This is a genomic window from Leisingera sp. SS27 (genome assembly GCF_028368855.1).
In the GTDB taxonomy this organism is placed as follows: Bacteria; Pseudomonadota; Alphaproteobacteria; order Rhodobacterales; family Rhodobacteraceae; genus Leisingera.
This window is the reverse complement of record NZ_JAQNCY010000015.1, coordinates 60,493-82,590: the sequence shown is the minus strand read 5'-3', so window position 1 is coordinate 82,590 and position 22,098 is coordinate 60,493. Positions and strand designations below refer to the sequence as shown.

At 63.1% G+C, this 22,098-nt stretch carries 20 protein-coding genes and 1 pseudogene; 6 read left to right on the top strand and 15 right to left on the bottom strand.

The annotated features are described in order from the left end of the window. Positions 1-432 precede the first annotated feature (432 nt). The 12 genes and pseudogenes from tssB (N6L27_RS21135) to tssA form a co-directional block, all read right to left on the bottom strand. Positions 433-930 (bottom strand): annotated as a pseudogene (tssB, locus tag N6L27_RS21135) (type VI secretion system contractile sheath small subunit); the annotation flags it as partial. Then, complete coding sequence (locus N6L27_RS21130) at positions 923-1,777, bottom strand: ion transporter (RefSeq protein WP_271909414.1); 855 nt, start codon at positions 1,775-1,777, stop codon at positions 923-925. The gene N6L27_RS21130 and the pseudogene tssB (N6L27_RS21135), both read right to left, overlap by 8 nt. Before the next feature lie 83 nt (positions 1,778-1,860). Continuing rightward, the gene (locus tag N6L27_RS21125) at positions 1,861-3,069 is read right to left on the bottom strand and encodes a hypothetical protein (protein ID WP_271909413.1); all 1,209 of its coding nucleotides are present in this window, start codon (positions 3,067-3,069) and stop codon (positions 1,861-1,863) included. 32 nt (positions 3,070-3,101) lie between these two features. Next, entirely contained in the window at positions 3,102-5,825 is a 2,724-nt protein-coding gene (tssH, locus tag N6L27_RS21120; protein ID WP_271909412.1) for a type VI secretion system ATPase TssH, read from the bottom strand. A gap of 1 nt (position 5,826) precedes the next feature. Beyond that, complete coding sequence (gene tssG / locus N6L27_RS21115; RefSeq protein WP_271909411.1) at positions 5,827-6,882, bottom strand: type VI secretion system baseplate subunit TssG; 1,056 nt, start codon at positions 6,880-6,882, stop codon at positions 5,827-5,829. Further along, positions 6,846-8,723: a type VI secretion system baseplate subunit TssF gene (gene tssF / locus N6L27_RS21110; RefSeq protein ID WP_271909410.1), complete on the bottom strand. Its 1,878-nt coding sequence runs from the start codon at positions 8,721-8,723 to the stop codon at positions 6,846-6,848. Before tssF ends, tssG begins: the two co-directional genes overlap by 37 nt. Further along, positions 8,723-9,220 carry a type VI secretion system baseplate subunit TssE gene (gene tssE, locus N6L27_RS21105; protein WP_271909409.1) on the bottom strand — a complete coding sequence of 166 codons (498 nt, stop codon included), beginning with the start codon at positions 9,218-9,220 and terminating at the stop codon, positions 8,723-8,725. Before tssE ends, tssF begins: the two co-directional genes overlap by 1 nt. Next, on the bottom strand, positions 9,213-10,016 hold the full coding sequence (locus tag N6L27_RS21100; RefSeq protein ID WP_271909408.1) for a type VI secretion system accessory protein TagJ: 804 nt from the start codon (positions 10,014-10,016) through the stop codon (positions 9,213-9,215). Before N6L27_RS21100 ends, tssE begins: the two co-directional genes overlap by 8 nt. Before the next feature lie 90 nt (positions 10,017-10,106). Then, complete coding sequence (locus N6L27_RS21095; protein WP_271909407.1) at positions 10,107-10,610, bottom strand: Hcp family type VI secretion system effector; 504 nt, start codon at positions 10,608-10,610, stop codon at positions 10,107-10,109. Positions 10,611-10,674: 64 nt separating this feature from the next. Beyond that, positions 10,675-12,171, bottom strand: coding sequence for a type VI secretion system contractile sheath large subunit (gene tssC, locus N6L27_RS21090; RefSeq protein ID WP_271909405.1), 1,497 nt, complete (start codon positions 12,169-12,171; stop codon positions 10,675-10,677). 15 nt (positions 12,172-12,186) lie between these two features. Next, positions 12,187-12,702 (bottom strand): type VI secretion system contractile sheath small subunit, encoded by a 516-nt coding sequence (gene tssB / locus N6L27_RS21085; protein WP_271909404.1) that lies wholly within the window; start codon positions 12,700-12,702, stop codon positions 12,187-12,189. Positions 12,703-12,773: 71 nt separating this feature from the next. Beyond that, positions 12,774-13,844: a type VI secretion system protein TssA gene (gene tssA / locus N6L27_RS21080; protein WP_271909403.1), complete on the bottom strand. Its 1,071-nt coding sequence runs from the start codon at positions 13,842-13,844 to the stop codon at positions 12,774-12,776. A 189-nt stretch (positions 13,845-14,033) separates the two neighbouring features. On the opposite strand from tssA, the gene N6L27_RS21075 reads away from it, so the two are divergent. The 6 genes from N6L27_RS21075 (at position 14,034) to N6L27_RS21050 (ending at position 18,290) form a co-directional block, all read left to right on the top strand. After that, on the top strand, positions 14,034-14,882 hold the full coding sequence (locus N6L27_RS21075; RefSeq protein ID WP_271909402.1) for a hypothetical protein: 849 nt from the start codon (positions 14,034-14,036) through the stop codon (positions 14,880-14,882). Between the two features lie 64 nt (positions 14,883-14,946). Then, complete coding sequence (locus N6L27_RS21070) at positions 14,947-15,366, top strand: hypothetical protein (protein ID WP_271909401.1); 420 nt, start codon at positions 14,947-14,949, stop codon at positions 15,364-15,366. 3 nt (positions 15,367-15,369) lie between these two features. Then, entirely contained in the window at positions 15,370-15,987 is a 618-nt protein-coding gene (locus tag N6L27_RS21065; RefSeq protein WP_271909400.1) for a MotA/TolQ/ExbB proton channel family protein, read from the top strand. Between the two features lie 145 nt (positions 15,988-16,132). Then, positions 16,133-16,546, top strand: coding sequence for an ExbD/TolR family protein (locus N6L27_RS21060; protein ID WP_271909399.1), 414 nt, complete (start codon positions 16,133-16,135; stop codon positions 16,544-16,546). Further along, complete coding sequence (locus tag N6L27_RS21055) at positions 16,543-16,950, top strand: ExbD/TolR family protein (protein WP_271909398.1); 408 nt, start codon at positions 16,543-16,545, stop codon at positions 16,948-16,950. The genes N6L27_RS21060 and N6L27_RS21055 overlap by 4 nt, the downstream gene beginning before the upstream one ends. A gap of 5 nt (positions 16,951-16,955) precedes the next feature. Beyond that, on the top strand, positions 16,956-18,290 hold the full coding sequence (locus N6L27_RS21050; protein ID WP_271909397.1) for a DUF4384 domain-containing protein: 1,335 nt from the start codon (positions 16,956-16,958) through the stop codon (positions 18,288-18,290). A gap of 265 nt (positions 18,291-18,555) precedes the next feature. Here N6L27_RS21050 and N6L27_RS21045 read toward each other — a convergent pair whose 3' ends face one another. The 3 genes from N6L27_RS21045 to N6L27_RS21035 form a co-directional block, all read right to left on the bottom strand. Next, on the bottom strand, positions 18,556-19,290 hold the full coding sequence (locus N6L27_RS21045; protein WP_271909396.1) for a DUF3726 domain-containing protein: 735 nt from the start codon (positions 19,288-19,290) through the stop codon (positions 18,556-18,558). After that, positions 19,287-20,987: a hypothetical protein gene (locus N6L27_RS21040; protein WP_271909395.1), complete on the bottom strand. Its 1,701-nt coding sequence runs from the start codon at positions 20,985-20,987 to the stop codon at positions 19,287-19,289. The genes N6L27_RS21045 and N6L27_RS21040 overlap by 4 nt, the downstream gene beginning before the upstream one ends. 107 nt (positions 20,988-21,094) lie before the next feature. After that, positions 21,095-22,057: a LysR family transcriptional regulator gene (locus tag N6L27_RS21035; protein WP_271909394.1), complete on the bottom strand. Its 963-nt coding sequence runs from the start codon at positions 22,055-22,057 to the stop codon at positions 21,095-21,097. Positions 22,058-22,098: the final 41 nt, after the last annotated feature.

The window sequence follows — 22,098 nt, the reverse complement described above, 5'->3', positions numbered from 1 at the left end:
AGCATCCCCGGCCTCTTCCTCCTCCGGGGCCTGTGCGGAAAGCCCGGCCAGCACCTCACCGGACGTGTCTTCCTCTTCTTCCGGAAGGTCAGCCTGGGCCAACCCCTCCAGCACCGACGCAGAGGTGTCTTCCTCAACTGTGTCCGGAACCGCAGCACCCGCCAGCGAGGCCAATGCATCTGCAGCCTCATCCGGCTGGCCTGTGTCCTCAGGCGCTGCCGCGCTCAGGCCCGCCAGCACGTCCGCGGAGGTATCTGCAGGCTCCGCCGCTTCCGGCGCAGCATCGCGCAGCGCATCCAGAACCCCGCCGGAGGTATCTGCAGGCGCAGCATCCCCAGGCGCCTGTGATGCAAGGCCTGCCAAAACGTCACCCGTGGTGTCCGCCTCATCCTCCGGCAGTTCCAGATTGCGCAAACTGTCCAGCGCCGCGGCACTCTCTGCATCCGCTGCAGGCGCCGATACTGCTGCCAGCAGCGACGGATCGTTCAGGATCGTCTCGATCAGCGCCTCGGCCCCGGTCTTGCCGTCCATATAGGCCATCAGGTTCTGCAGCTGGGTGCGCGCCTCCAGCAGCGGGCGCAGCGCATCCACCTTGGCCGCAATCGCGCCGGGCGCGAAATCCGCCATGCTCTCAAACGTCAGATCCACCGCCAGGTTGCCCTCGCCCGTCAGCGTGTTGGGCACCGTAAAGGCAGCGCGCGGCGCAAGCCCCTTCATCCGCTCATCGAAATTGTCGACGTCGATCTCCAGGAATTTGCGGTCCGCCACCGCGGGCTGCTCAACCGTGGACTTGCCAACCAGATCGCTCATCACCCCCATGACAAAGGGCAGCTGCACCTTCTTCTCGGCGCCATAAAGCTCCACGTCATATTCGATCTGAACCCGGGGCGCCCGGTTGCGGGCGATGAACTTCTGCGAGCTGTCAGCCATTGCCCTGCCCTTTCAGCTGAGCAATCTCCGCCCGCAAGCTTTTGATCTCCGCATGAAGCTCCATCACATGCGCATCGACCACGTCGGTCTCCGACTTCACCAGGTCGCGCAGCTTCTCGAATTCCGCCTCCGCATCGGCCTCCACCGCCGACTGCATGGTGTTGACCAGCAGGCCGATGAACAGGTTCAGCACCGAAAACGCGGTGATCACGATGAACGGCACAAAGAACGACCAGGCGAACGGAAACTCCTCCATCACCGGGCGCACGATGCCCATCGACCAGCTTTCCAGCGTCATGATCTGGAACAGCGAATAGAGCGACCGGCCCAGCGTGCCGAACCACTCATCGAATGCCTGCCCGTACATCATCGTCGCCATCACGCCAAAGACGTAGAACACGATGGAGATCATAACGATCACCGCGCCCATGCCAGGCAAGGCATCCAGCAGCGCCTGCACAACGGCCCGCATCTGCGGAATGACCGACAGCAGCCGCAGCGCCCGCACCACCCGCAGGCCGCGCAGCGCCGACAGGCCCTGGCTGTCCGGGAACAGCCCGAAGGAAACCACGACCAGGTCGAATATGTTCCAGGCTGAGGAGAAGAACCGCAAACCATAGGCAAACAGCTTCAGCGCCAGCTCCAGCACAAAGACCGCCAGAACGGCGGTGTCGATCACATCCAGCAGCCCGCCCGCATGCGCCCGCACTGCCGCCGAGGTGCCAAGGCCCAGCGTGATCGCGTTGAAGATGATGATGCCCAGAATGGCATTGGTCACCGACCTGCGTTCAACAAATTCGCGGGCCTTGTCCCGAAGCGTCACGGCAGTTTGCGCGCTGCTGTCCAATGTTTCTCTCCACCTGGTCTTTCAATTCAGCCGGGCGCCGCACAAGCGCCCGGCCCAGCTCCGGCCGCCGGGGGCCGACGGCCCTAGCGCAGCGGGTCCAGCCCGTAGTTGACTTGCAAGTCTTTCATCCAGGTCAGGGCAGACTTGTTCCTGGCGTCCTTGATCTTGCTGTACAGCGTCTGCGCCTTTTTGGTCGCCGATTTCTTGGTCGCCTTGTCGCCGGACTTCAGCTTTTTCTCAAGTTTTTGAAGTTCTTTCTCCAGGGCCTTGATCTCAGCCTTGTAGGCGTCCTTCTCGTCCTGCTTGGTCGGCATCACAGAGTTCTTGGAGCCGTCTTCATTGGTCGAGGCCGTCCCCGGCTGGCCGACAACCTTGCAGTTGATGCCCTTGGCCTTCAGCAGCCGCCAAACCTTGCCGGCATAGGTGTCGTAGTCGTACTTGTCACCCGGCGGAGCAATGCCGCCCGCCGCGGTGAAGCAGCCCGACAGCAGCACCGTTCCCTTGAAACTCTTCGACAGGTTCTTCTTCTTGTCCTTGTTGCCGGTCAGAAGATCGACGATCTGATCGGGCGACTTCTTGCCCAGCTTGGTGCCCAGCCAGATGCCATTGATCTTCTCGCGCGAGCCATGGGCGCACAGCGCCACCGTGCCGGTCGTCAGCTCGCCAAAGTCCGCCTCGTCCGTGTTCACGGTCTTGGTCTTGTACTTCGCAGCCTGCTTCTCGGCAGCCCTGTTGATCACCTTATCGCCGCCCTTGAACTTCTCCAGCAGCACTCCGTAGACCTTGTCCTTGCGGACCTTCTTCAGATCGCCGTCATGTTTGGCCACCAGTTTGTCCAGCGCCTCTTCGATGATCGAGATGTTCTTCTTCGTCAGGTTCACCACAACATTGGTTTCATCCGCCAGTTCCGCCTCAAGCTTGTTCCAGTCCTTGCGGATCACCTCAGTCTTGTCGAAATTGACAGGCGGTTTGCCTTCCTTCGGCGGCGGCAGCATTCCGGTGATGCAGATCGACAGGTGCCCGGACGTGTCAATGCCGCCAACCACACTCAGCTCCGGGGTAAAGCCCAGATCCTTCACCTGAGAGGAATTTTGCGCGACCTGCTGAACCTTGGCGCATTTGGCAACCAGGGCCTGCGCCTTTTTCAACCCGGGCAGCTTGATGCCCTGGGCCTGCATGCCCTTGTCCTTCAGATACTTTCCGATTGCCATCGCCATTTTGGCAATGTCGGCACTGGCAACGTTCTCGCCGCCGCCAGAACCCAGGAAAATCGTCTTGTACTGTGTGGCCATGTCAATTTCCTCCTGGCTGCTTCTGCATTCAATCAGTCAAACGCGTAGGTGAATTCTCCGTCCTTGACGCCAATGGCGACCTTCTCGACGTCCGCACCCTCCATCAGGCGGCGCAGGAACTCGTTGGAAATCTCCGGCAGCATGGTGTTGGTGACAATCGCGTCGATCATCCGCCCGCCGCTGTCCAGCTCCTGGCAGCGGTTGACGATCTCCTCGACCACGGCATCGGTGTATTCGAACGGCACCCCATGCGCCTCCTGCACCCGTTTCTGGATGCGGCCCAGCTGCAGCTTGGTGATCTCGCCGATCATCTCCGGGCTGAGCGGGTAATAGGGAATTGCCACCAGACGCCCCAAGAGCGCCGGCGGGAACACCTTCAAGAGCGGATCGCGGATCGCCTTTGCCATGCCCTCCGGGTCCGGCATCAGTTCCGGGTCGGAACACAGGTCCATGATCGTCTCGGTGCCGACATTGGAGGTCAGCAGGATCAGCGTGTTCTTGAAGTCGATGATGCGGCCCTCGCCGTCTTCCATCACGCCCTTGTCGAACACCTGGAAAAAGATCTCATGCACATCCGGATGCGCCTTCTCGACCTCATCCAGCAGCACCACGGAATAAGGCTTGCGGCGCACCGCTTCGGTCAGCACCCCGCCCTCGCCATAGCCGACGTAGCCCGGAGGCGCGCCTTTCAGCGAGCTGACGGTATGGGCTTCCTGGTACTCCGACATGTTGATGGTGATGACGTTCTGTTCCCCGCCATACAGCACCTCAGCCAGCGCCAGCGCGGTTTCGGTCTTACCGACGCCGGAGGTGCCGGCCAGCATGAACACCCCGATCGGCTTGTTCGGATTGTCCAGCCCGGCGCGGCTGGTCTGGATGCGCTTGGCGATCATCTTCATCGCGTGATCCTGGCCGATCACCCGCTGCGACAGCCGCTCTTCCAGGTTCAGGATGGTCTCGATCTCATCCTTGACCATGCGGCCCACCGGGATGCCGGTCCAGTCCCCCACGACCGAGGCCACCGCCTGATGGTCGACAATCGGAAGGATCAGCGCAGAGTCGCCCTGCAGCGCTTCCAGCTCCGCGTTCTTGTCCTTCAGCTCCTGCATCAGCTTGGCGCGTTCTTCATCCGACAGCGGGCTACCGGCAGCGCCCTCCGCGCCGTCTTCCCCAGCATCCGCCGGGGCGTCCACTGGCGCGGCGCCCTCCCGCAGCTTGGCGCGCAGTTCCAGAATGCCCTCAACCACCGCCTTTTCGTTGTCCCAGCGCTCGGTCAGCCCGGCCAGCCGTTCCTCCTCTGCAGCCTTGGCGGCTTCCACCGCCTCGCGCCGGTCGGCAACCTCATAGCCTGCGGTCTCGTCGCGACCGATGATCTCAAGCTCGGTGGTCAGCGCCTCGATCCGGCGCTGGCTGTCGTCGACCTCGGCGGGAACCGCGTGCTGGCTTACCGCCACCCGCGCACAGGCCGTATCCAGCAGGCTGACGGACTTGTCCGGCAGCTGCCGCGCCGGGATATAGCGCGCCGACAGGCTGACGGCCGCCTCGATCCCCTCGTCCAGCACCTGAACCCGGTGGTGGTTTTCCAGCATCGAGGCAATGCCGCGCATCATCAGGATCGCCTTCGGGATGCCCGGTTCCTCAACCTTGACCACCTGGAAGCGGCGGGTCAGCGCCGGGTCTTTCTCGATGTATTTCTTGTACTCGGCCCAGGTGGTGGCGCCGATGGTCCTGAGCGTCCCGCGCGCCAGCGCAGGTTTCAAGAGGTTCGCGGCATCGCCGGTGCCAGCCGCACCGCCCGCGCCCACCAGCGTGTGGGTTTCATCGACAAACATCACAATCGGCGTCGGGCTTGCCTGAACCTCGTCGATCACCTGGCGCAGGCGGTTTTCAAACTCGCCCTTCATACTGGCACCTGCTTGCAGCAGGCCCACGTCCAGCACCAAGAGCCGCACATCCTTCAGCGCCGGCGGCACGTCGCCGCGGGCGATCCGCAGCGCAAAGCCCTCGACCACAGCCGTTTTACCCACGCCCGCCTCGCCGGTCAGGATCGGGTTGTTCTGCCGCCGCCGCATCAGGATATCAACGATCTGGCGGATCTCCTCGTCCCGGCCCACGATCGGGTCAATCTCCCCGTTGCGGGCCTGTTCGGTCAGGTCGGTGCAGAACTGCTCCAGCGCCTCCCCCTTGCCCATCGCGCCCGGCGCCATTGAGCCGGAGGCTTCGCCCGGTTCCGCGCCGCCGCCGGTCACGTTGGAGCCGTCCTGCGCCCCCATCCGTTCCTCGGGCGAGCCATCGGTGGCCTCGTGGAAGTTGTCGGCCAGATCATCGGCACCGATCTTCGCCAGCTCCGGCGACATATTCGTCAGAATGTTGCGCAGCGCCGGTGTCTTCAGCATCCCCAGCAGCAGATGGCCGCTGCGCACCTGACCTGCGGAATAGAGCAGCGAGCCCCAGACCCAGCCGCGTTCCATCGCGTCCATCAGATGGTCCGACAGGTCGGAAATCGTCGAGGCGCCGCGCGGCAGCATGTCCAGCGCCCGGGTCAGCTCGCTGGCAATCTTGCCGGTGTCCAGGTCGTAATGCTGGATGATCCGGTGCATGTCGCTGTCCTGCTGCGCCAGCAGCTGATGCATCCAATGCACCAGTTCCACATAAGGGTTCCCGCGCATCTTGCAGAACACGGTTGCGCTCTCGACGGCCTGGTATCCCAGTTTGTTCAATTTGCCAAACAGCGCCACGCGGCTGATCTCGGTCATCTCAAATCCCTCCCTCTACAGGCATCTCAGCCCCGGCGCCTAATCCCGGGTACAGGTACAAATCATTCACATCCGGCTGGTCCGCATCCGGATCCGGGCGCGAGCGCACCCAGCTGGTGTGCCCCAGCCGCGTGGTGCCGCCCAAGGATGCCCGCGGCACCTCGTCGCCCGCCAAAATCAGGTTCACGTCCCAGTCCAGCACATCGCCGGCATAGGATCGCACGATGGCACGCAGCCGTTCCAGGGCCGCGCCGCCCGGCAGCAGCCGTTCATAATCTTCCAGCTTCAGCGGCCCGATGCGGATGCGGAACTTGGCCGACCGGCTCCACACCTTGTCACCGATGCTGGTGGTCTGCCCCAGCCCGCCGTAACCCAGCTGCCAGCGGTCATCCGGCTCCAGTTCCAGCCAGCTGCCGACATATTCCTCCAAGCTGACCGGCACCTCGAAAAACGCCGATAGGATCGACACCAGCCCCTCGGCGTTCTTGGCCCCCTTGGCCAGGTGGCCTGCAAAATGCAGCTTGGCCAGATCCGGCATGTCGTCGCGGCTGGCGAACTTGAAGCCGTTGTAGCCAATCAGCGACGCCACCTTGCGCGCCATCGGATCATCCGCCCGGTCAAAGCTGACCGCGGGCGAACCTTGCGTCCAGGCCCGGTACAAGAGGCTCATCAGCCGGTGCGTCAGCATATCGGCAAAGGCCACCATCGTCGGGTCGCGGTGGTTGCGTTTGCGGTCGCGCGCGTATTCGGTCAGATGCAGCGGCAGCGGGCCCTGCGGTCCGAACAGTCCGAAGAAGCGGTTGGTCAGAACTGCCGGCTTGTCCCCTTCGGCCGGTTTGAACGCAGCAATGGTCGAAGGCGGGAACGCCAGTTCCGCCTCCTGCCCCAGACGCAGCCGGTCCTGCCGCGGGCGGCGGCTTTCGCCCAGGCGCGGGGCGTCATCAAAATGCGCCTCCAATACCCGCAGGGCCTGAAAAACGTGATGTTTTTCAGGGTCGATGGCCAGCCGGCCATACAGGCTCAGATCATCCGGCCGAGGCCCTTTTCCGGTCGCCATCTGGCAATTTCCCCGCGTTTTTCGGTTTTCAGGACGGTCTCCGTGAACGAGTTGATGCTGGCATAGCCGCGGAAGAACCGTTCCAGCACGGCTCCCAGCGCATAGATATTGCTGCCCTCGAAAAAGCTCTCGTCAAAGCCCAGGGTGATCTCCAGCCCCCGCACCGCGGTGGACAGCACTTCATCGCTCATCCGGCGCACGATGGGGCGCGCGCCGACCGACAGGATGCCCTCCAGCTGCTTCTCCGTGACCCGGTCGCCCAGCGGCGCATAAAGCCCGACCAGCTCCCGCAGCGCTTCCGCCGACTGGCCCTTGCCGGTTTCGGCGATCGAGACATAGTTCAGGCTGAGGTGAGAAATCAGACGCCAGGCGGTATCCCCCTGCGCCAGGGTAGGATGCGGCCGTGTTGGCGACACCGGCAGCGTCACCTTCTTGACCGGGCCGCCCTCAGGCAGCTGGAACACATCGTCATTGCCGGTGGCCAGCAGCATCGGCAGGTCGCGATTGGTGCACAGCGCCTTGACCGCCAGCTGCTCCAGCCCTGCGGAATAGGGCGCCTGCGCCCGGTCCACCAGTGTCAGGAACACTTCCGATCCCAGATAAGAACTGCGCACCCCGCGCAGGCGTTCCTTCTCCGAACGCTGCCGCATCCGCCGCTTGATAGTGTAATAGGCCGGATGGCTTTCGCCGGCAGCGGTGAAATCATTGGCGGAGTAGAACGGGCGGAACACCACGTCGTCCTCACCCTCGCCGCTGATGCCCACCACGCTCTGCAATCCGTAGATCTCGAAATCAAGGCCCGCAGTCCGGTTCGGGATCACATGGTGCTCGGTGTCAATCGGCGCGATCCGCACCCGGTCGCAGCGCTTCTCGAACAGGTTCACCGCCGGCACCGCGTTCAGCTTGAACACCTCCGGCACCACGATCGGCGCAATCTCCGGCATCCCCTCTCGCAGTAGGATATAGAGGTCGACCTCATTGCCTTCGGATTTCCGCAACCCCTCGCGCAGCCCCTGCAGTTCGACAAAGCGGAACCGCTCCGGCATCGCGAAATACTCCTGCAGCAGCCGGTAGCCGTCATAGACCCGGCGCGGCAGCGGCAGCAGCGCCTCCTCAGGGCTGAACCCCTTTTGCGCCACCCGGGCCTCGCGCAGCGGCAGCTGCCAGTCGGCGCGGCGGTCGGTGGAGCGCGCCACGATCCCTTGCACCTGTGTGCACAAGAGTTCCAGCAGCGGCCAGCTGTTGCCCGCCTCACCGGTCAGGTACAGCGTCAGCTTGTCCATCTCCAGCTTGCTGATCGGGTCACCGTCAATGCGCTTGATCCGCAGCCGGATGCCCGCGCGCGCGTCATACCCCGTGGCAACCCCCGCCGCCACCAGCTCGCCGCGGCCGTCGATATACTGTGCCTCGGTGATCTGGATCGGCCACATGGTCAGATCAGCGGCGGTGCGGAATTCGCAGGGCGTCTGCTCGCCCTCGGTCAGCCGCGACCGCAGGGTTGAGCCGCGCTTCAGCACATAGCCGCTTTTGACGGCAGAGTTCGCCACATCCGGCTCAAACGCCGCGATCATCATCGACGGCGTCGGCGCCAGGTAATGCGGATAGATGATTTCCAGGAGGTTGGAGGTGAAATTCGGATACTGCAGCTCCAGCTCCAGCTGCACCCGCGCGGTCAGGAACGCGGCGCCCTCCAGCAGGCGCTCCACATAGGGGTCAAGAACCTCGACCCCTTCCATGCCCAGCCGAGCGGCAATCTTGGGATAGGCAGCCGCAAACTCCGCGCCCATGTCGCGCAGATAGTTCAGCTCGTTCTCGTAATGGGTCAGCAGCCGTGTATCCATCACATGGCCCTTTCCATTTCCACCTCGCCGGTGGTCAGATCGACCTTGCTGCGCAGGTACAGCTCCAGCGGCATCGGCTGCGCCCACATGTCGGCGCGGATTTCCAGCCCCACGGTCATCTCGGTCGCGTCGGTGCCATCCTGCAGCCGCACATCCACAGAGCCCTCGATGATCCGCGGCTCATAAGTGGCGATCGCCTGCTTGATCGAGCGCCGGATCGCCTCTGCCTTCTCGGTGGTCGAGGCCTCCCCCGCCACTTCAATCAGCCCGTAGTTCAGCACCGAGGCCGAGACCGCCGGGTATCTCTCCGCATCGAAATGGCTTTCGACATTCTGGGTGTTCAACAGCCACGACAGATCGCGCTGGATGATTTCCCGCAGCCGCCCAAGATCAATCACCCGGCTCTCGCGGGTTTCCTTCTGATCGCCGGGCGCATTGTCGGTCAGCCGGTCCAGCAGCGAGGGCTGCAGGCGCTCGGCCAGTGTCTTGTCAGCCATTCTCTTCGCCGTGCCCATCCATCCGGAGTGTACGCACGTCCATGATGGCAATGTCCTCATCGCCGATCGCCAGCAGCCGCTGGCCCAGACCGGTATAGGTTTCCGCGCCGGCATCCTCCCACACGGTGGCGCGCGCCAGCATCGACAGCCCGTCGGCCTTCTCGCTGCCGGGATAACGGGTCGGGATCATCGCCGCTACTTCACCGCCGCCCGCCAGGGTCAGCGTGCCCGCAGTCCAGACCGCATCGCGCAGGTCGCTCGGCTCTTCTGCTTCGAATGAGACGATCTTGGAAAACGGCAGCCAGTAATATTTGCCGTTGATCACCGCTTCCAGCACCGGTCCCAGCCGCATGTCGGCATCCGCGATCCACTCGAACCGCTTGCCGTTCACCTCACCGGGGCTGGCAGGTGCCGCATCAAACGCCTTAGCGCGCAGCTCTGCCGCTTCCTTGGGATTGCCGGTTGCCAGCAGTTTCTGCGCCTCGATCAGATGCGCCAGCCATTCCTCCGGCTCGCCCAGGATCAGCGGCGATTTTTCACCTGCAAACACCTTCTCGCGGTAGACTTCGCAGATGATCGCCTCGCGGTAGGCCTGCGCCATCACGGTGGCGCCTTCATCCAGCCCCGCCGCCGCCTTCAGCTGGGCAATCGCCCGGTTCCAGTCGCCCAGAACGCACAAGAGCTGAAACAGAAAGACCCGCAATTTCGGATTGCTCGCATCCGCACGGATCTTGGCTTGCAGCGCCTCCAGCGCCGCCTTGGGATCACCAGCTTTCAGATGCTCTTCGGGGGTCATGGGGCTCAACTCCGCAACGGGGATGGATGCATTAAAACGTCAGAAAAACGGACCCCGGGCATGCAATACACCCGGGGTCCGCCAAATGGTTTACTCGACCTTGCCGGTCTGCACGTTCCAGGTGAAGTTCGGTTTCTGCGCAGTGAGCTTACCGGATTTCTGGTCGGTTGCCTTGTACTCATGAATGATAGAGGCATAGGCCAGCGACCAGGTTTCTTCCGGAATGCCATCTTCACTGGAAGAGATCGAATAGGTGTCGATCACAACATCCTTCAATGTCCAGGTCGAATAAGCCTGAAGACCTTCGGACGCGCTCTCGCCGGAACGGCACCAGTACATCTTGATTTCCGGACGCACGGTGCCGTTTGCCACGGCAAGCGCCAGATCGTTCGATGCCTTGCCCATCTGCGAAGTCACTTCAATTTTCCCGAAGTTCGAGTTCGCATGCATACGCTGGGTGGAGCCCAGATCAGTCATTTCCACGGCGCGTTCGACATTCCAGCTTGCCGACTGGATGACGATCATTTTTTCAAAGCCGGTAACAGTCGAGTCGCCTTTAATGTCCTTAATTTCGATGAACATGTTAGCAGCCATAGCTGTATCCTTTCATAATTGATTTGAGTGTCGTTTCGGTCAGGAGGAGGCGTTGGAGTGGAAATTAGCCTCCCTTTTCCGAGGGCAGTTTGGACACCAGACGAAGCGAGACCGAAAGCCCCTCCAACTGGTAATGCGGGCGCAGGAAGAATTTTGAGGTGTAATACCCCGGGTTGCCCTCGACCTCTTCCACAACCACTTCGGCTGCGGCCAGAGGTTTGCGCGCCTTCTGGTTCTCCGAAGAGATGTCCGCGTTGAAATCAACATAGTTGTTGATCCATTCCTGCAGCCAGGACTCCATGTCCTGACGGCTTTTGAACGAGCCGACTTTATCCCGCACCATGCACTTCAGATAGTGCGCGAACCGGCATGTGGCGAACAGATACGGCAGCCGCGCGCCCAGATTGGCGTTGGCGGTTGCATCCGGATCGTCGTATTCGGCCGGCTTGTGCAGCGACTGCGCGCCCATAAAGGTCGCCACGTCGGTGTTCTTGCGGTGAATAAGCGGCATCATGCCGTTCTTCGCCAGCTCCGCTTCGCGCCGGTCGTCGATGGCAATCTCGGTCGGGCATTTCTGATCGACGCCGCCATCGGTGGTCGGGAAGGTGTGGCTGGGCAGGTTCTCCAGCGTGCCGCCGCTTTCGACGCCGCGGATCCGCGAGCACCAGCCGTACATCTTGAACGAACGGGTGATGTTCACCGCCATGCCATAGGCGGCGTTGACCCAGCCGTATTTCTCGCTGCCGGCCCCGGCAGTGTCTTCCTCGAATGCAAACTCCTCAACCGGGTCGGTCTTGGAACCATAGGGCAGACGGCCCAGGAAGCGCGGCATCGCCAGGCCCACGTATTTCGCATCCTCGCTGTCCCGCAGGGACCGCCAGGCGGCATATTCCGGGGTCTGGAAGATCTTGGTCAGATCGCGCGGGTTCGACAGTTCCGCCCAGCTGTCCATCTGGAACAGGGTCGGCTTGGCGCCGGTGATCAGCGGCGCATGCGCGGCAGCGGCGATCTTGGACATCTCGCCCAGCAGCTCGATATCCGGCGGCGAATGGTCAAAGTGATAGTCGGCCACCAGGGAACCATAGGGCTCGCCGCCCAGCTGGCTGAATTCCTCGGTATAGATCTTCTTGAAGATCGGCGACTGGTCCCATGCCGTGCCCTTGAACTTCTTCAGGGTCTTCGACATTTCCTTCTTGGTGATCGGCATCACCCGGATTTTCAGCTGCTCATCGGTCTCGGTGTTGTTGACCAGATAGTGCAGGCCGCGCCAGGCGCTTTCCAGCTGCTGGAATTCCTCATTGTGCAGAACCAGGTTGACCTGCTCGGTCAGCTTCGCATCAATCGCCGCCACGATGCTCTCGATCGAGCGCAGCGCGTCGTCGGAAATCAGGGCAGTGTTCGCCAGCGCCTGCTCGGCCAGGGTCTTGACCGCGCTTTCAACCGCCGTCTTGGCCTGATCCGACTTGGGGCGGAATTCTTTCTGCAGCAGGCTCGCGAATTCGGCAGAGCCAAAGGCGGTTTCGCCAGCAGCGGCTTCCGTCTGGAGTTCTTCTTCAGCCATCTTTGTCCTCCCCTCTTATTCTTCGCTCTCGGCGTCACCGCCGGGTTTCGGCTGCGCGGCCAGTGTCTTCAGCAGGCTCGGGTCCTGGATGATCTTGGAGATCAGATCCTCTGCACCGGTCTTGCCGTCCATATAGGTCATCAGGTTCGACAGCTGGTTACGCGCTTCCAGCAGCTCGCGCAGCGGCTCCACCTTGGCGGCGATTGCGGCAGGCTTGAAATCGTCCATGCTCTCGAACGTGATGTCGACCGCCATGTTGCCCTCGCCGGTCAGCGTGTTGGGCACGGTGAAGGCGGCGCGCGGCGCCATCGACTTCATCCGGTCATCGAAGTTGTCCACGTCGATTTCCAGGAACTTGCGGTCCGCAACTGCAGGCTGCTCCACTTCGGATTTGCCCACCAGGTCGCTCATAACGCCCATCACGAAGGGCAGCTGCACCTTCTTCTCGGCGCCGTACAGCTCCACGTCATATTCGATCTGGACCCTTGGTGCCCGGTTGCGGGCAATGAATTTCTGTGAACTTCCGGCCATCTAGGTCTCCTTACTCGTCTTGCTTTCACGGGATCCGCAGCTGGTTCCGCCGCAGAGATTCCCCGTGTCCGTCAGTCGTCGTCGTCTTCATCGATGCCGCCGATCAGGTGGACGTTCTCCACCCCCTGCGGCGCCATGTCATTCATGATGGTGAGGAAGTCGGCCCCCACCAGCCGTTTGCACCGTTCCAGCAGGATCGGCAGCGGGCTGGAAGGTTCCGCCCGCCGGTAATAGCTGATGATGCGGTCCAGCGTGTTGGACACATCCGCATGCGAGTTGATCGCCCCGGGCGCGGATGGCATCGCACGGCCGCCTGCCGCCGGCGCCGCAGCACCGGCCTCCTCGGCGCCGCTTTCTTCCGTCTCATCCTCAACGGCCCCGTCTTCCGTGCTCAAATCGGCATAGGAGCCGATCCGCTTGCCGATCTGCTGCAGCAGCTTGATCAGCGCGCTCAGGTCCGGCCCCTGCCCCGGTGTCTGCTCGTCAAACACGGCAGAGATCGCGCGCACGTTTTCCTCGGCTGTTTTCACCGCCGCCAGCCGCGCCGCAACCACGTCCTCGTCGCTGTCCTGGAACGCCGCGCCGATGGTGGCGCTGTCCGGTATATGCTCCATGCTCTGCGGCGCCGTTATCACCCCTTCGGCGATTTCAATGTCGCGCAGGCAGAACCGGCCAAAGCTGCGGCTCTCGCTCAAGGGCGCCCGGCGCAGCGAGCGGTACAAGGGCGACGCCCCCGCCATCCCGTCCGGCTGGCCGCACAGATCCTGAACCGCGTTGATCCGCATTGTCGGGTCGCCGTCGTCCTCATCCAGCTCCGGATGGCAGGTTTCCCAGAACTCTTCCAGGCAGCCGCGGATATAGGTGGTCACATCGGCGAAGCCCGGCAGCCCGTCCGAATGCAGCATCGCATCGCCCAGAAACACCGCCGCCCGCAAATCGTGGCTGCGCTCCAGCACTTCCAGCGCCTTCTTCTGCACTTCGCGGTAATCGGGATCAGTGGCTTCGATCGTCTCGTTGCCCACCACCGATTCCTCGCCCGGCTGGGCCGCCAGCTCCATCTCGGTGAAAGCCGGATCGTATTCGAGATTCTCACCGCTAGGGGCATCATCCCCTTTGGATTGCAGCAATACTGCAGGATCCATTGTCTTTCGCCCCCCTGGGTGCATTCTTTTTTGGTTACGTTCCCGTGTGGTAACGTAACGGAAAGCAGGTGCCACTCTTTTCGAGCCTGGTGGTTAAACCCGCGGAAACCTCAAACAATAACTTGACCCCAACAGAGCCTTATCGCCATCCTAATGTCAAACCTTTTCCAAGCATTCAATAGCGGCTGAATGATGAGTATTGATCGTATTTCTGGCAAGGAAGTCAAAGAGATGGTTCGCGAAGGGGCCAAGAAGCGGATGAGTTTCGCCTTCTGCCTCGATGCCAGCAAGGACCCGCTCCTGATGATCCAGCCGGGCAAGAAACCGGAAACCCTGAAGGCCCCGATGAAAAAAGAGGGGGGGCGCCCGCCGATGGCCTGGGGCACCTATGTGGTGCGCTCCGGCAATATGGAGATGATTTGCGAAAGCGCGCCGCAGCGCATGGTCACCGAACTCAAGAAATTCCTCAAACGCAACCCGGCCAAGGTCAACGTGCTGTTCTATGACGACGGCGGCAACCTTCTGGACAGCCTCAAGCCCGAGGCCGCCAAGGGCCAGGTGACTGAGGAAAACGCCTCCGACATCTCTGCTTCCGGCATCGACGCCAAGGCCATCGCGCCGCTGAAACGGCGCCTGAAGCGCATCCAGCCGCGCATCACCCTCGCTCCCGGCCCGCTGGAGCTGAAACTGAAACGCGCGCTGGCCAAATCCGTCAGCCTGATCAACGACGGCCGGCTGCAGGAGGCCGAAACCATGATCGTGGTGATCGAACGCGCCGTCGCCCGCATCGGCGCCGACCGCGAAGACGAGGCCAAGTCGATGAAACGCGGCCAGCGCGAAATGGACCAGCGCTCGCTCGGTGCCCAGGTCAAACGCGCCCAGTCGCTGCAGGCCAATGTCGCCCGCGCCCCGGGCAAGGTCCGCGACCGGCTGGGCCGCGCCCTGCATGTGGCCGCCCGCCACCTCAAGCGCCGCGACCTCGATTCCGCCCGCGACGCGATGGACAAGATCGAAAAGGCCCTGACCGCCCTGGTCTGACCCCGAACACCGCCCGGCCCGCAGCGGTTGCGGGCCGGGCATCCACCGGACCCCGGAGACCGCGATGCCCCTGACCCGCCTGCTGACTGCCCTCGCCCTGACCTGCCTGCCGCTCGCCGCAGCCGCGGACACTGGCCCGCTGCGGGTTGAGCTGAACAAGACCGAAGAAATCGAGGGCGGCGGCTGCCGCGCCTTCTTCCTGTTCCGCAACCAGACCGGCAAAAGCTTTGAAGGCTTTGAGATGTCGCTGGCCATCCTCGACGGCCAGGGCGTGATCGACCGCCTGCTGTCGATCGACGCAGCCCCCCTGCCCGTCCAGCGCACCACCCTGAAACTGTTCGAAATCCCGGAAACCGCCTGCAGCAACATCTCAGAGATCCTGCTGCACGACATCACCTCCTGCCAGCCCCAGAACGAGGACCAGATGGACTGTTTCCCGATTCTGGAACTTGGCTCCCGCGCTGCCGCGCCGCTGGTGAAATAAGCCATGGCCGGCACCTGGGATATGCTCGGCACCGGCGGGCCAGTGATCGTGATCCTGGCCCTGATGTCGCTTCTGTCGCTGACGGTGATTGCCGTCAAACTGATCCAGCTCTGGCCGGTGCGCTCCGGCGGGCAAGCCCGCGAACAGGCGCTGACCCAATGGAAAGACGGCGACCGCAAGCAGGCGCAGGACAGCATCGCGGACGGCAAGTCCCCTGCCGACCGGGTCATGGCCTACGCCATGCAGGCGCTGCAGGAAGGCCTGCGCGGCCCTTTGCTGCAGGATGAACTGCAGCGCCGCGGCAATGAGGAGGTGAGCCGCATGAACTCCCTGATCCGCTTGCTGGAGCTCATCGCCATGGTCTCGCCGCTGCTCGGCCTCCTCGGCACCGTCCTTGGCATGATCCAGTCGTTTCAGGAACTGGAACTGGCGCAGGGCGCCGCCAATGCCTCGGTGCTCGCGGGCGGCATCTGGCAGGCGCTCCTGACCACCGCCGCGGGCCTTCTGGTCGCCATCCCCGCCGCCATCGCCGCTGGGCTTTTCGCAGCCCGCATCGACGCCGCCGCGCAAGCCATCGAAAGCGCCGCCGGCCGCCTGCTGCTGATCGACGGGTCGCGCTGAAAATGGCCGTTTGTCCCCAGTCCCTTCTTCACCGGACCGCATGCGGTCCGGTTCGCGCCCGGCCCCGCCCCCCAGGGCGGGCGCGATTGCGCCCCCCCTCGGACCCGGGCGCGAACCTCCGTAAGGGGATAGCCCCGGGGGCAGCATGACCCTCACCCGGCCCGCCCGCCCCCGCGCCCTGATTTCGCTGGTGCCGATGATCGACGTCATGCTGATCCTCTTGGTGTTCTTCATGGTGACCTCCACCTATCTGAACCTCGACATGATCCCGGCTGTGAAACCCTCCGAAAGTGCTGCAACGGGCGGCACCCAAGCCCCGGCAGGCACCCTGATGATCCGCCTTGGCGCCGATGGCGTGCCAGTGCTGCGCGGCGCGGAACTGGATGCAGACACTCTCCGCTCCACGCTTTCCACCGCCGTTGCAAACGAACCGCTCACACAAGTCGTCATCTTGCCCTCCGGTGCCGCCCAGACCCAGGCGCTGGTAACCGTGATGGACGCCGCCGCCCTGGCCGGCGTCACCCGCCTGCGCGTCCTGCGGCTGGAGGCGGCGCAATGAAACTCAACCGCCCCGCCCGCGGGTCCCATTCGGAAACCATCATCGCCCTCATTGACGTGGTGTTTTTCCTGCTGGTGTTCTTCATGCTGATCGGCCGCATGGACGCCACTGCGCCCTTCGACGTCCGCCCCGCCACCGCTGTCACAGGCCGTGATATGCCCGCCGGCGGCATCACTCTCGCGGTCTCGGCCAGCGGCGACCTGGCGCTTGACGGCGCAGCGCTCCCGCGCGACGCCCTCTCCCCTGCCCTCTCCGCCCTCCTGGCAGACGATCCGGACCTGCGCCTGCGCATCAACGCCCACCGCACGGCTGAGCTGCGCAAAGTGCTGCCGCTCGTCGCCGAAGGCGAGGCGCTGGGGTTCAAAGACGTGGTACTGGTGGTCACTCCGGAAACAGACGGATGATGCGCATGCCCGCCATATGGGCACTGGGGATGGCCGCCTCTGCCCTGGTCCACACCGCAGGCGCGGGCGCGCTTCTGATCTCGCTCGCCCCGGACCCGCTGCCGCAGCAGCCTGCGCCCGAAAGCAGCCTCAACCTCCAGGCCCACCGCATCCCAAGGTCCGAGGCCGTGCCGCAAGCGGCAGAGAGTGAGCAAGCCCCTGAAAGCCAAGCCCACACCCAGGGCCTCGCCGCTGGCAGCATCCCCCAGTCAAAGGCACAGCCCAAGGCCCCCGCCGCAGACAGTCTCGAACCCGCAGCAGCCAAGGCCTCTGCAGCACCCCAATCCCAGGCTCCGGCAGACAGGCTCGCCAGCGCGGCCGCCCCGCTCTCCGCCGCGCCGGCCGCGCAGCCGAACACAGCGGCGCTTCCGCAGGCTGCGCCCGACAGCCAGCCCAGCCCCGCGGCGCAGCCGGATACCGTCCCCCTGCCCGGCGCGGACCCAGATCCGCAGAGCGCCCCGGCCGCCGTTCCCGACGCCCCCCGCATCAAGGCTGCCCTGGCCTTCCAGGGCGGCTCCGGCGACATCGACCCGGTCTCCCTCGCCGCTTTCCAAAGTTTCATGCAGCCCGGCGATGCCGCGGCTGAGGGCGACCCGCTGCGCGATGGCGTCTCCGGCATCCTCGCCGCCGTACCCTGTTCCCGCCTGCAGGTTGCTTTTGTCCCCGAAACCGCAACGCTCCAGGTCCGCGGCCACCTGCCCGAAGACGGCCTCCGCACCCCGGTGCTGGCGGCGCTGCAGGCCCAAATGGGCACTGACATCACGGTATCGGACAACATGCGCCTGCTGCCCCGCCCGCAATGCGGCGCGCTGGCGGGTATTGCGAACGTCGGTCTGCCGCAAAGCACCGACCAGATCACCAACCCGCTCTTGGTCGGCAGCGACGCCCACGCCCGGGTGCTCGACTATTCCGGCGGCGAGCGGCTGTTCTTCGACCTCACCGCGCCGGATTACCCGGCCTATGTCTACGTGGATTACTTCGACGCCGGCGGCGCGGTGCTCCACCTCTCTCCAAACGAGCTGGCGCCGCTGGCTGAGGCCGCACCCAAAACCGCCCTGCGCGTCGGCGCCAAGGAGGCCGGAGACCCCGGTCTGCAGATCACTGTCGCACCGCCCTACGGCCAGGAAATCGCGGTCGCCTTCGCCGCCTCGCACCCGCTTTACGAAGGCCTCCGCCCGCTCAGCGAACCCGCCGGACCCTACCTCGATTTCCTGCGCACCCAAGTGGCCGCAGCCCGCGCCGAACATGCCGGTTTCAAGGGCGAATGGGTCTATTTCCTGATCACCACCCACGCCCCCTGAGTTCTACAGTTCCGGCAGCACTCCCGCACCCGCAGCCCCGCGGCCAACGCCGCAAGACCGGGCAATCAAAGCGCCTCTGCCGATCAGCACTGTTGCCGGACAACACCGACATTATCTTTCTGACCGCTTGCTGACACAGCATTCGTTTCCCGGCCAGTCACAACACGGCACAGGCAGAAAAGTGTTTGGCTGTTTCTGCCTCTGGCGGATTTTTTAACCGCCATGGTTGCCGCTCTTGAACACCGGAACGCTTTTAGGCCGGCACCTAGGCTGGGCCAGCCCCTGCCCGGGATTTGTCATCCGACGGCACCAGGATCGGCCAGGCAGCTGCATTCAGCGCGTTCCAATGGTCTGAAGGCACAGAGATGCCACGCTCCAGCGACTGATCATAATTGGCTGCCAGCTGCGCCGCGGTGACTTCGAACCGCTGCAGTTCCGGATGTTCGGCCTGCCGCGTGACTGCATCCGCCAGCAAGGCTGCCTGCGTCGTACAGATAATGGTCAGAGCAGAAGTCTCTTGTCCTGCTCCGGCATGCTCCACCCTCCAATAGTTGGGGAAAACCGCACCGCTTTCAAAGGTGGCCCCATGCCGTCCAGCCTGATCGCTCCAGTAGGCGGCGATATAGACCCCTTGCTGGGCAACCAGCGACAGGCTGCGCAGGATCAAGTCCGGATAGCGGCAATTGATCAGCTCCACGATCGCAAATCCGGCCGTCTGCGCCTTGGCATACGCCAGATCAGCTGCCAGAGAGCCGTGCTCGCAGATCTCGGCACCGCCGGCGTCGATCACCGCAAGACCAGCGTTTTCATAGTCCAGCCGCGGCGCCACACCGCCCTTGGGGGCTGCTGGCGGCAGCGCGATGCGTTCAAACCCTCCCAGCCCGCTCATATGCGACCAGGTGATCAGCTGCGCGGCATCCTCGTAGTCACCGATCTGATGTCCGGCGCCTTCATAAGCGCGTGACAGCGCCGCGATCATTTCATTGCGGGAAACTCTCATGCCAGGACCTCCTCCATTTTCGGTGTTAGCGGCAGAAACCAGCTGTCGTATGTCTTGCCGATGTCCTCGATCAGCGGAGCGCCTTGATACATGGTGTTGCGCACCCACAGCTTGGAGCGGGGGTCGAATTTGCTGACGCCGAAGAACGCCAGCTTGCAGCGCAGCATGTCCATCGGGCGGATGTCGCGGCTGGCCAGATTGGCCCGGATCTCTCCGTATTTGTGGCGCGACATGGTCTGGATGCGGCGCACGATGCTTTTCATCGCCGGGCAGCGCATCAGGAAATGCACCACGTCGCTGTCCGGGGTCTCCGCCAGATCTTGCATCAGCAGATCATAGCATTCGCGCACCCGGCGGCCGATCGGCAGCGGCATCTGCTTTTCCACCCCCGGATCAGCGCCGGCAAAACCCAAGCGCGGCTCAAGTTTTTCTTCCGAGCGGTACCAGAAGGCATCGGTCTGTGAAGGATCAGAGAAATCAATCTTCAGCGCCCAATCGTAACGGGTTTCGATAAGTTGCCGCAGGGTTGCAGTGCTCATCGCCGGGTCGATCACCGGATTTGGAATGACGGCGAAATTGTCTTCCAGGTCATTGACCAGCTCAGGGTGTATCTCCAGGCAGAAGGAATTGATCAGCTCCTGTGTTTCCAGGCTCCAGACATCACGGGCGTAATCCGTCAGCTCCGACCAGGTTGTCAGCTGATCGCCTGCACCAGCCAGCCAGGTGTCCACTTCGCTGAGCTCCGCAATCAGTACCTGGTTGCGGTCGATCTGCTCGGCGTCACTGGTGCGGCTTTCGCCGAAATGCTGCTTGGCACGGCTTACCAGATTGTGGAACAGGCTGATCCGCCAGGCTGTCGGAGCGGCTTTGTGCAAGACCTGCGCCAGCGCCGTTTCGCGCATCTCCACCCATTGGCTGAATAATTCGCCATGGTTGATCAGATATGGGGCCATGCCCAGTCCCGTGGAATTGCCAATGCCAAAAAACCGCTTCAGCCGACCATCCAGCGCCACCGCCGTATCAGGCGCGCTGGCCTTGGCGACATGATCCATCTGGTCCAGGCTGAACTGGCGCAGCATGAAGCAGATGAACATTTCCGGTGCAAACGGGCGGTTGAAATCCGGAAACTTCGCCCGGACCTTGTTCCAGTCCGCCATGCCCAGTTTGCCGCTGCCGTAAACCGCTGTTGTCCGGTAAAGATAGCCGACTTCGGCAATGCGCTGCGCGTCGGGCTGGCGGCCTGCGCTCAATTCTTCCAGCACATAGCTGAACAGCCGGGAAGAACGGTTGGCCCGCGACAGGCTGAACACCCGCGCATCAACCCGGCCCGCTTCCTGTTTCGGCACATTGCGGCGCAGGTCCTCCAGCCAGACCTCATCCACCAGGCCTTCACAAAGCGCCATGGTCAGGTCCCAGCTGGTGGCAATGACCCGGTCATTGCGCTCCTCATCAGGCAATTCGGTGGAAAACAGCACAAAGCTGAAAATCCCATTGGGCGTCCGGATTTCATAGATGGCCGTGCCGTAACCCTTTGGGTCCAGATCAAACATCCGGCGGCTGATGTCCCATTCTTCCTTCATGATCCGCCGCACCAAAGTGCGCATGAAGCTGAGCGTCGAAGAATGCAGTGACCCCAGGCGTTGCAGATCCATGACCTCCGCCTCCGGCCGCATCCTTTCGGTAAGTGCTGCGAGCATGTAATGCCCTCCCATTCCAGTCCTGCGCGTTCGCAGACAGCTTTGGCCGGGAAGGGAAGCCAAGTAAAATTTGAAGAATCGAAAGACTTATAAGTCAGGCAAATAAATCAGCCCCCGGCAACGGATGCCTCAACAGTCCGGTTCGGAAACCGCGCGGAAATCTGCCGTGCCTGGCTCTGCAGATACTCCAGAAAGCTCTGAGCTGCAGAGGGCAGCGGGCGGTCTTTTGCCACCACCAGCTGAAGCTCCCTGTACAGAGTTGGCGCCGACAGGCTGCGGTAGACCAATGCCGGGTTCAGGTAATCCGGTGCCGCCAGCGCGGGGACCGCAGACACCGCTTCACCGCTTTCAATCAGCCCGGCCAGCGCCGCCATCGTCAGCACCGTGAAATCGGGGCTGGTTACAGAGGCCGGCAGCCCTTTACCCGCCATGGTCAGACGGCTGACCCCGGTATCCTTGGCCATACCGGCAAACGGCAAACCGTCGAGGCAATCCCAGCTCAGCGGCTCGGTGCGGCGCGCAAGTTCCTGGGTGTTGCGGCAGATCAGTCCAACCTGATCGCGCAGAAACGGCAGATAGGTCAGCCTGGGATCATCAGACCAGCTGCTCGACACCCCGAAATCGGCACGCCCTTCGAGCACCTGCGCCTCCACTCCGCGCGCGTTGTCGTCCTGCAAGTGAACCTTTGCCTGCGGCATCTCTGCCGCAAAGCCGCGCATCGCCGGCGGTAAAATCCGCACCGCCGCCGAAGGCAGCACCGCCACCCGCACCTGATTGAGCTGGTCCTGTGCACTGGCCCTCACTGACAGGACTGAAGCTTCGACATCCTCCAGAATCTTCTCTGCCTTCGGCAGCAGCTCCTGCCCCTGCGCGGTCAGCTCAACCAACCGGGTGGTCCGCTTCAGCAGGGACACGCCAATCACTTCCTCAAACTGCTGGATACTCAGTGATAGCGCCGGCTGGGAGACCGCCAATTCCTGCGCTGCCCGGCTGAACGAACCGCACCGCGCCACCGCAACAAAAGCGCGGAATTGTTTGAGAGACAGGTTGCGGGCGATTTTTGTATTCATTCCTGAAGTCTATTACTTGCCAGCCAAACACTGAATGGGAC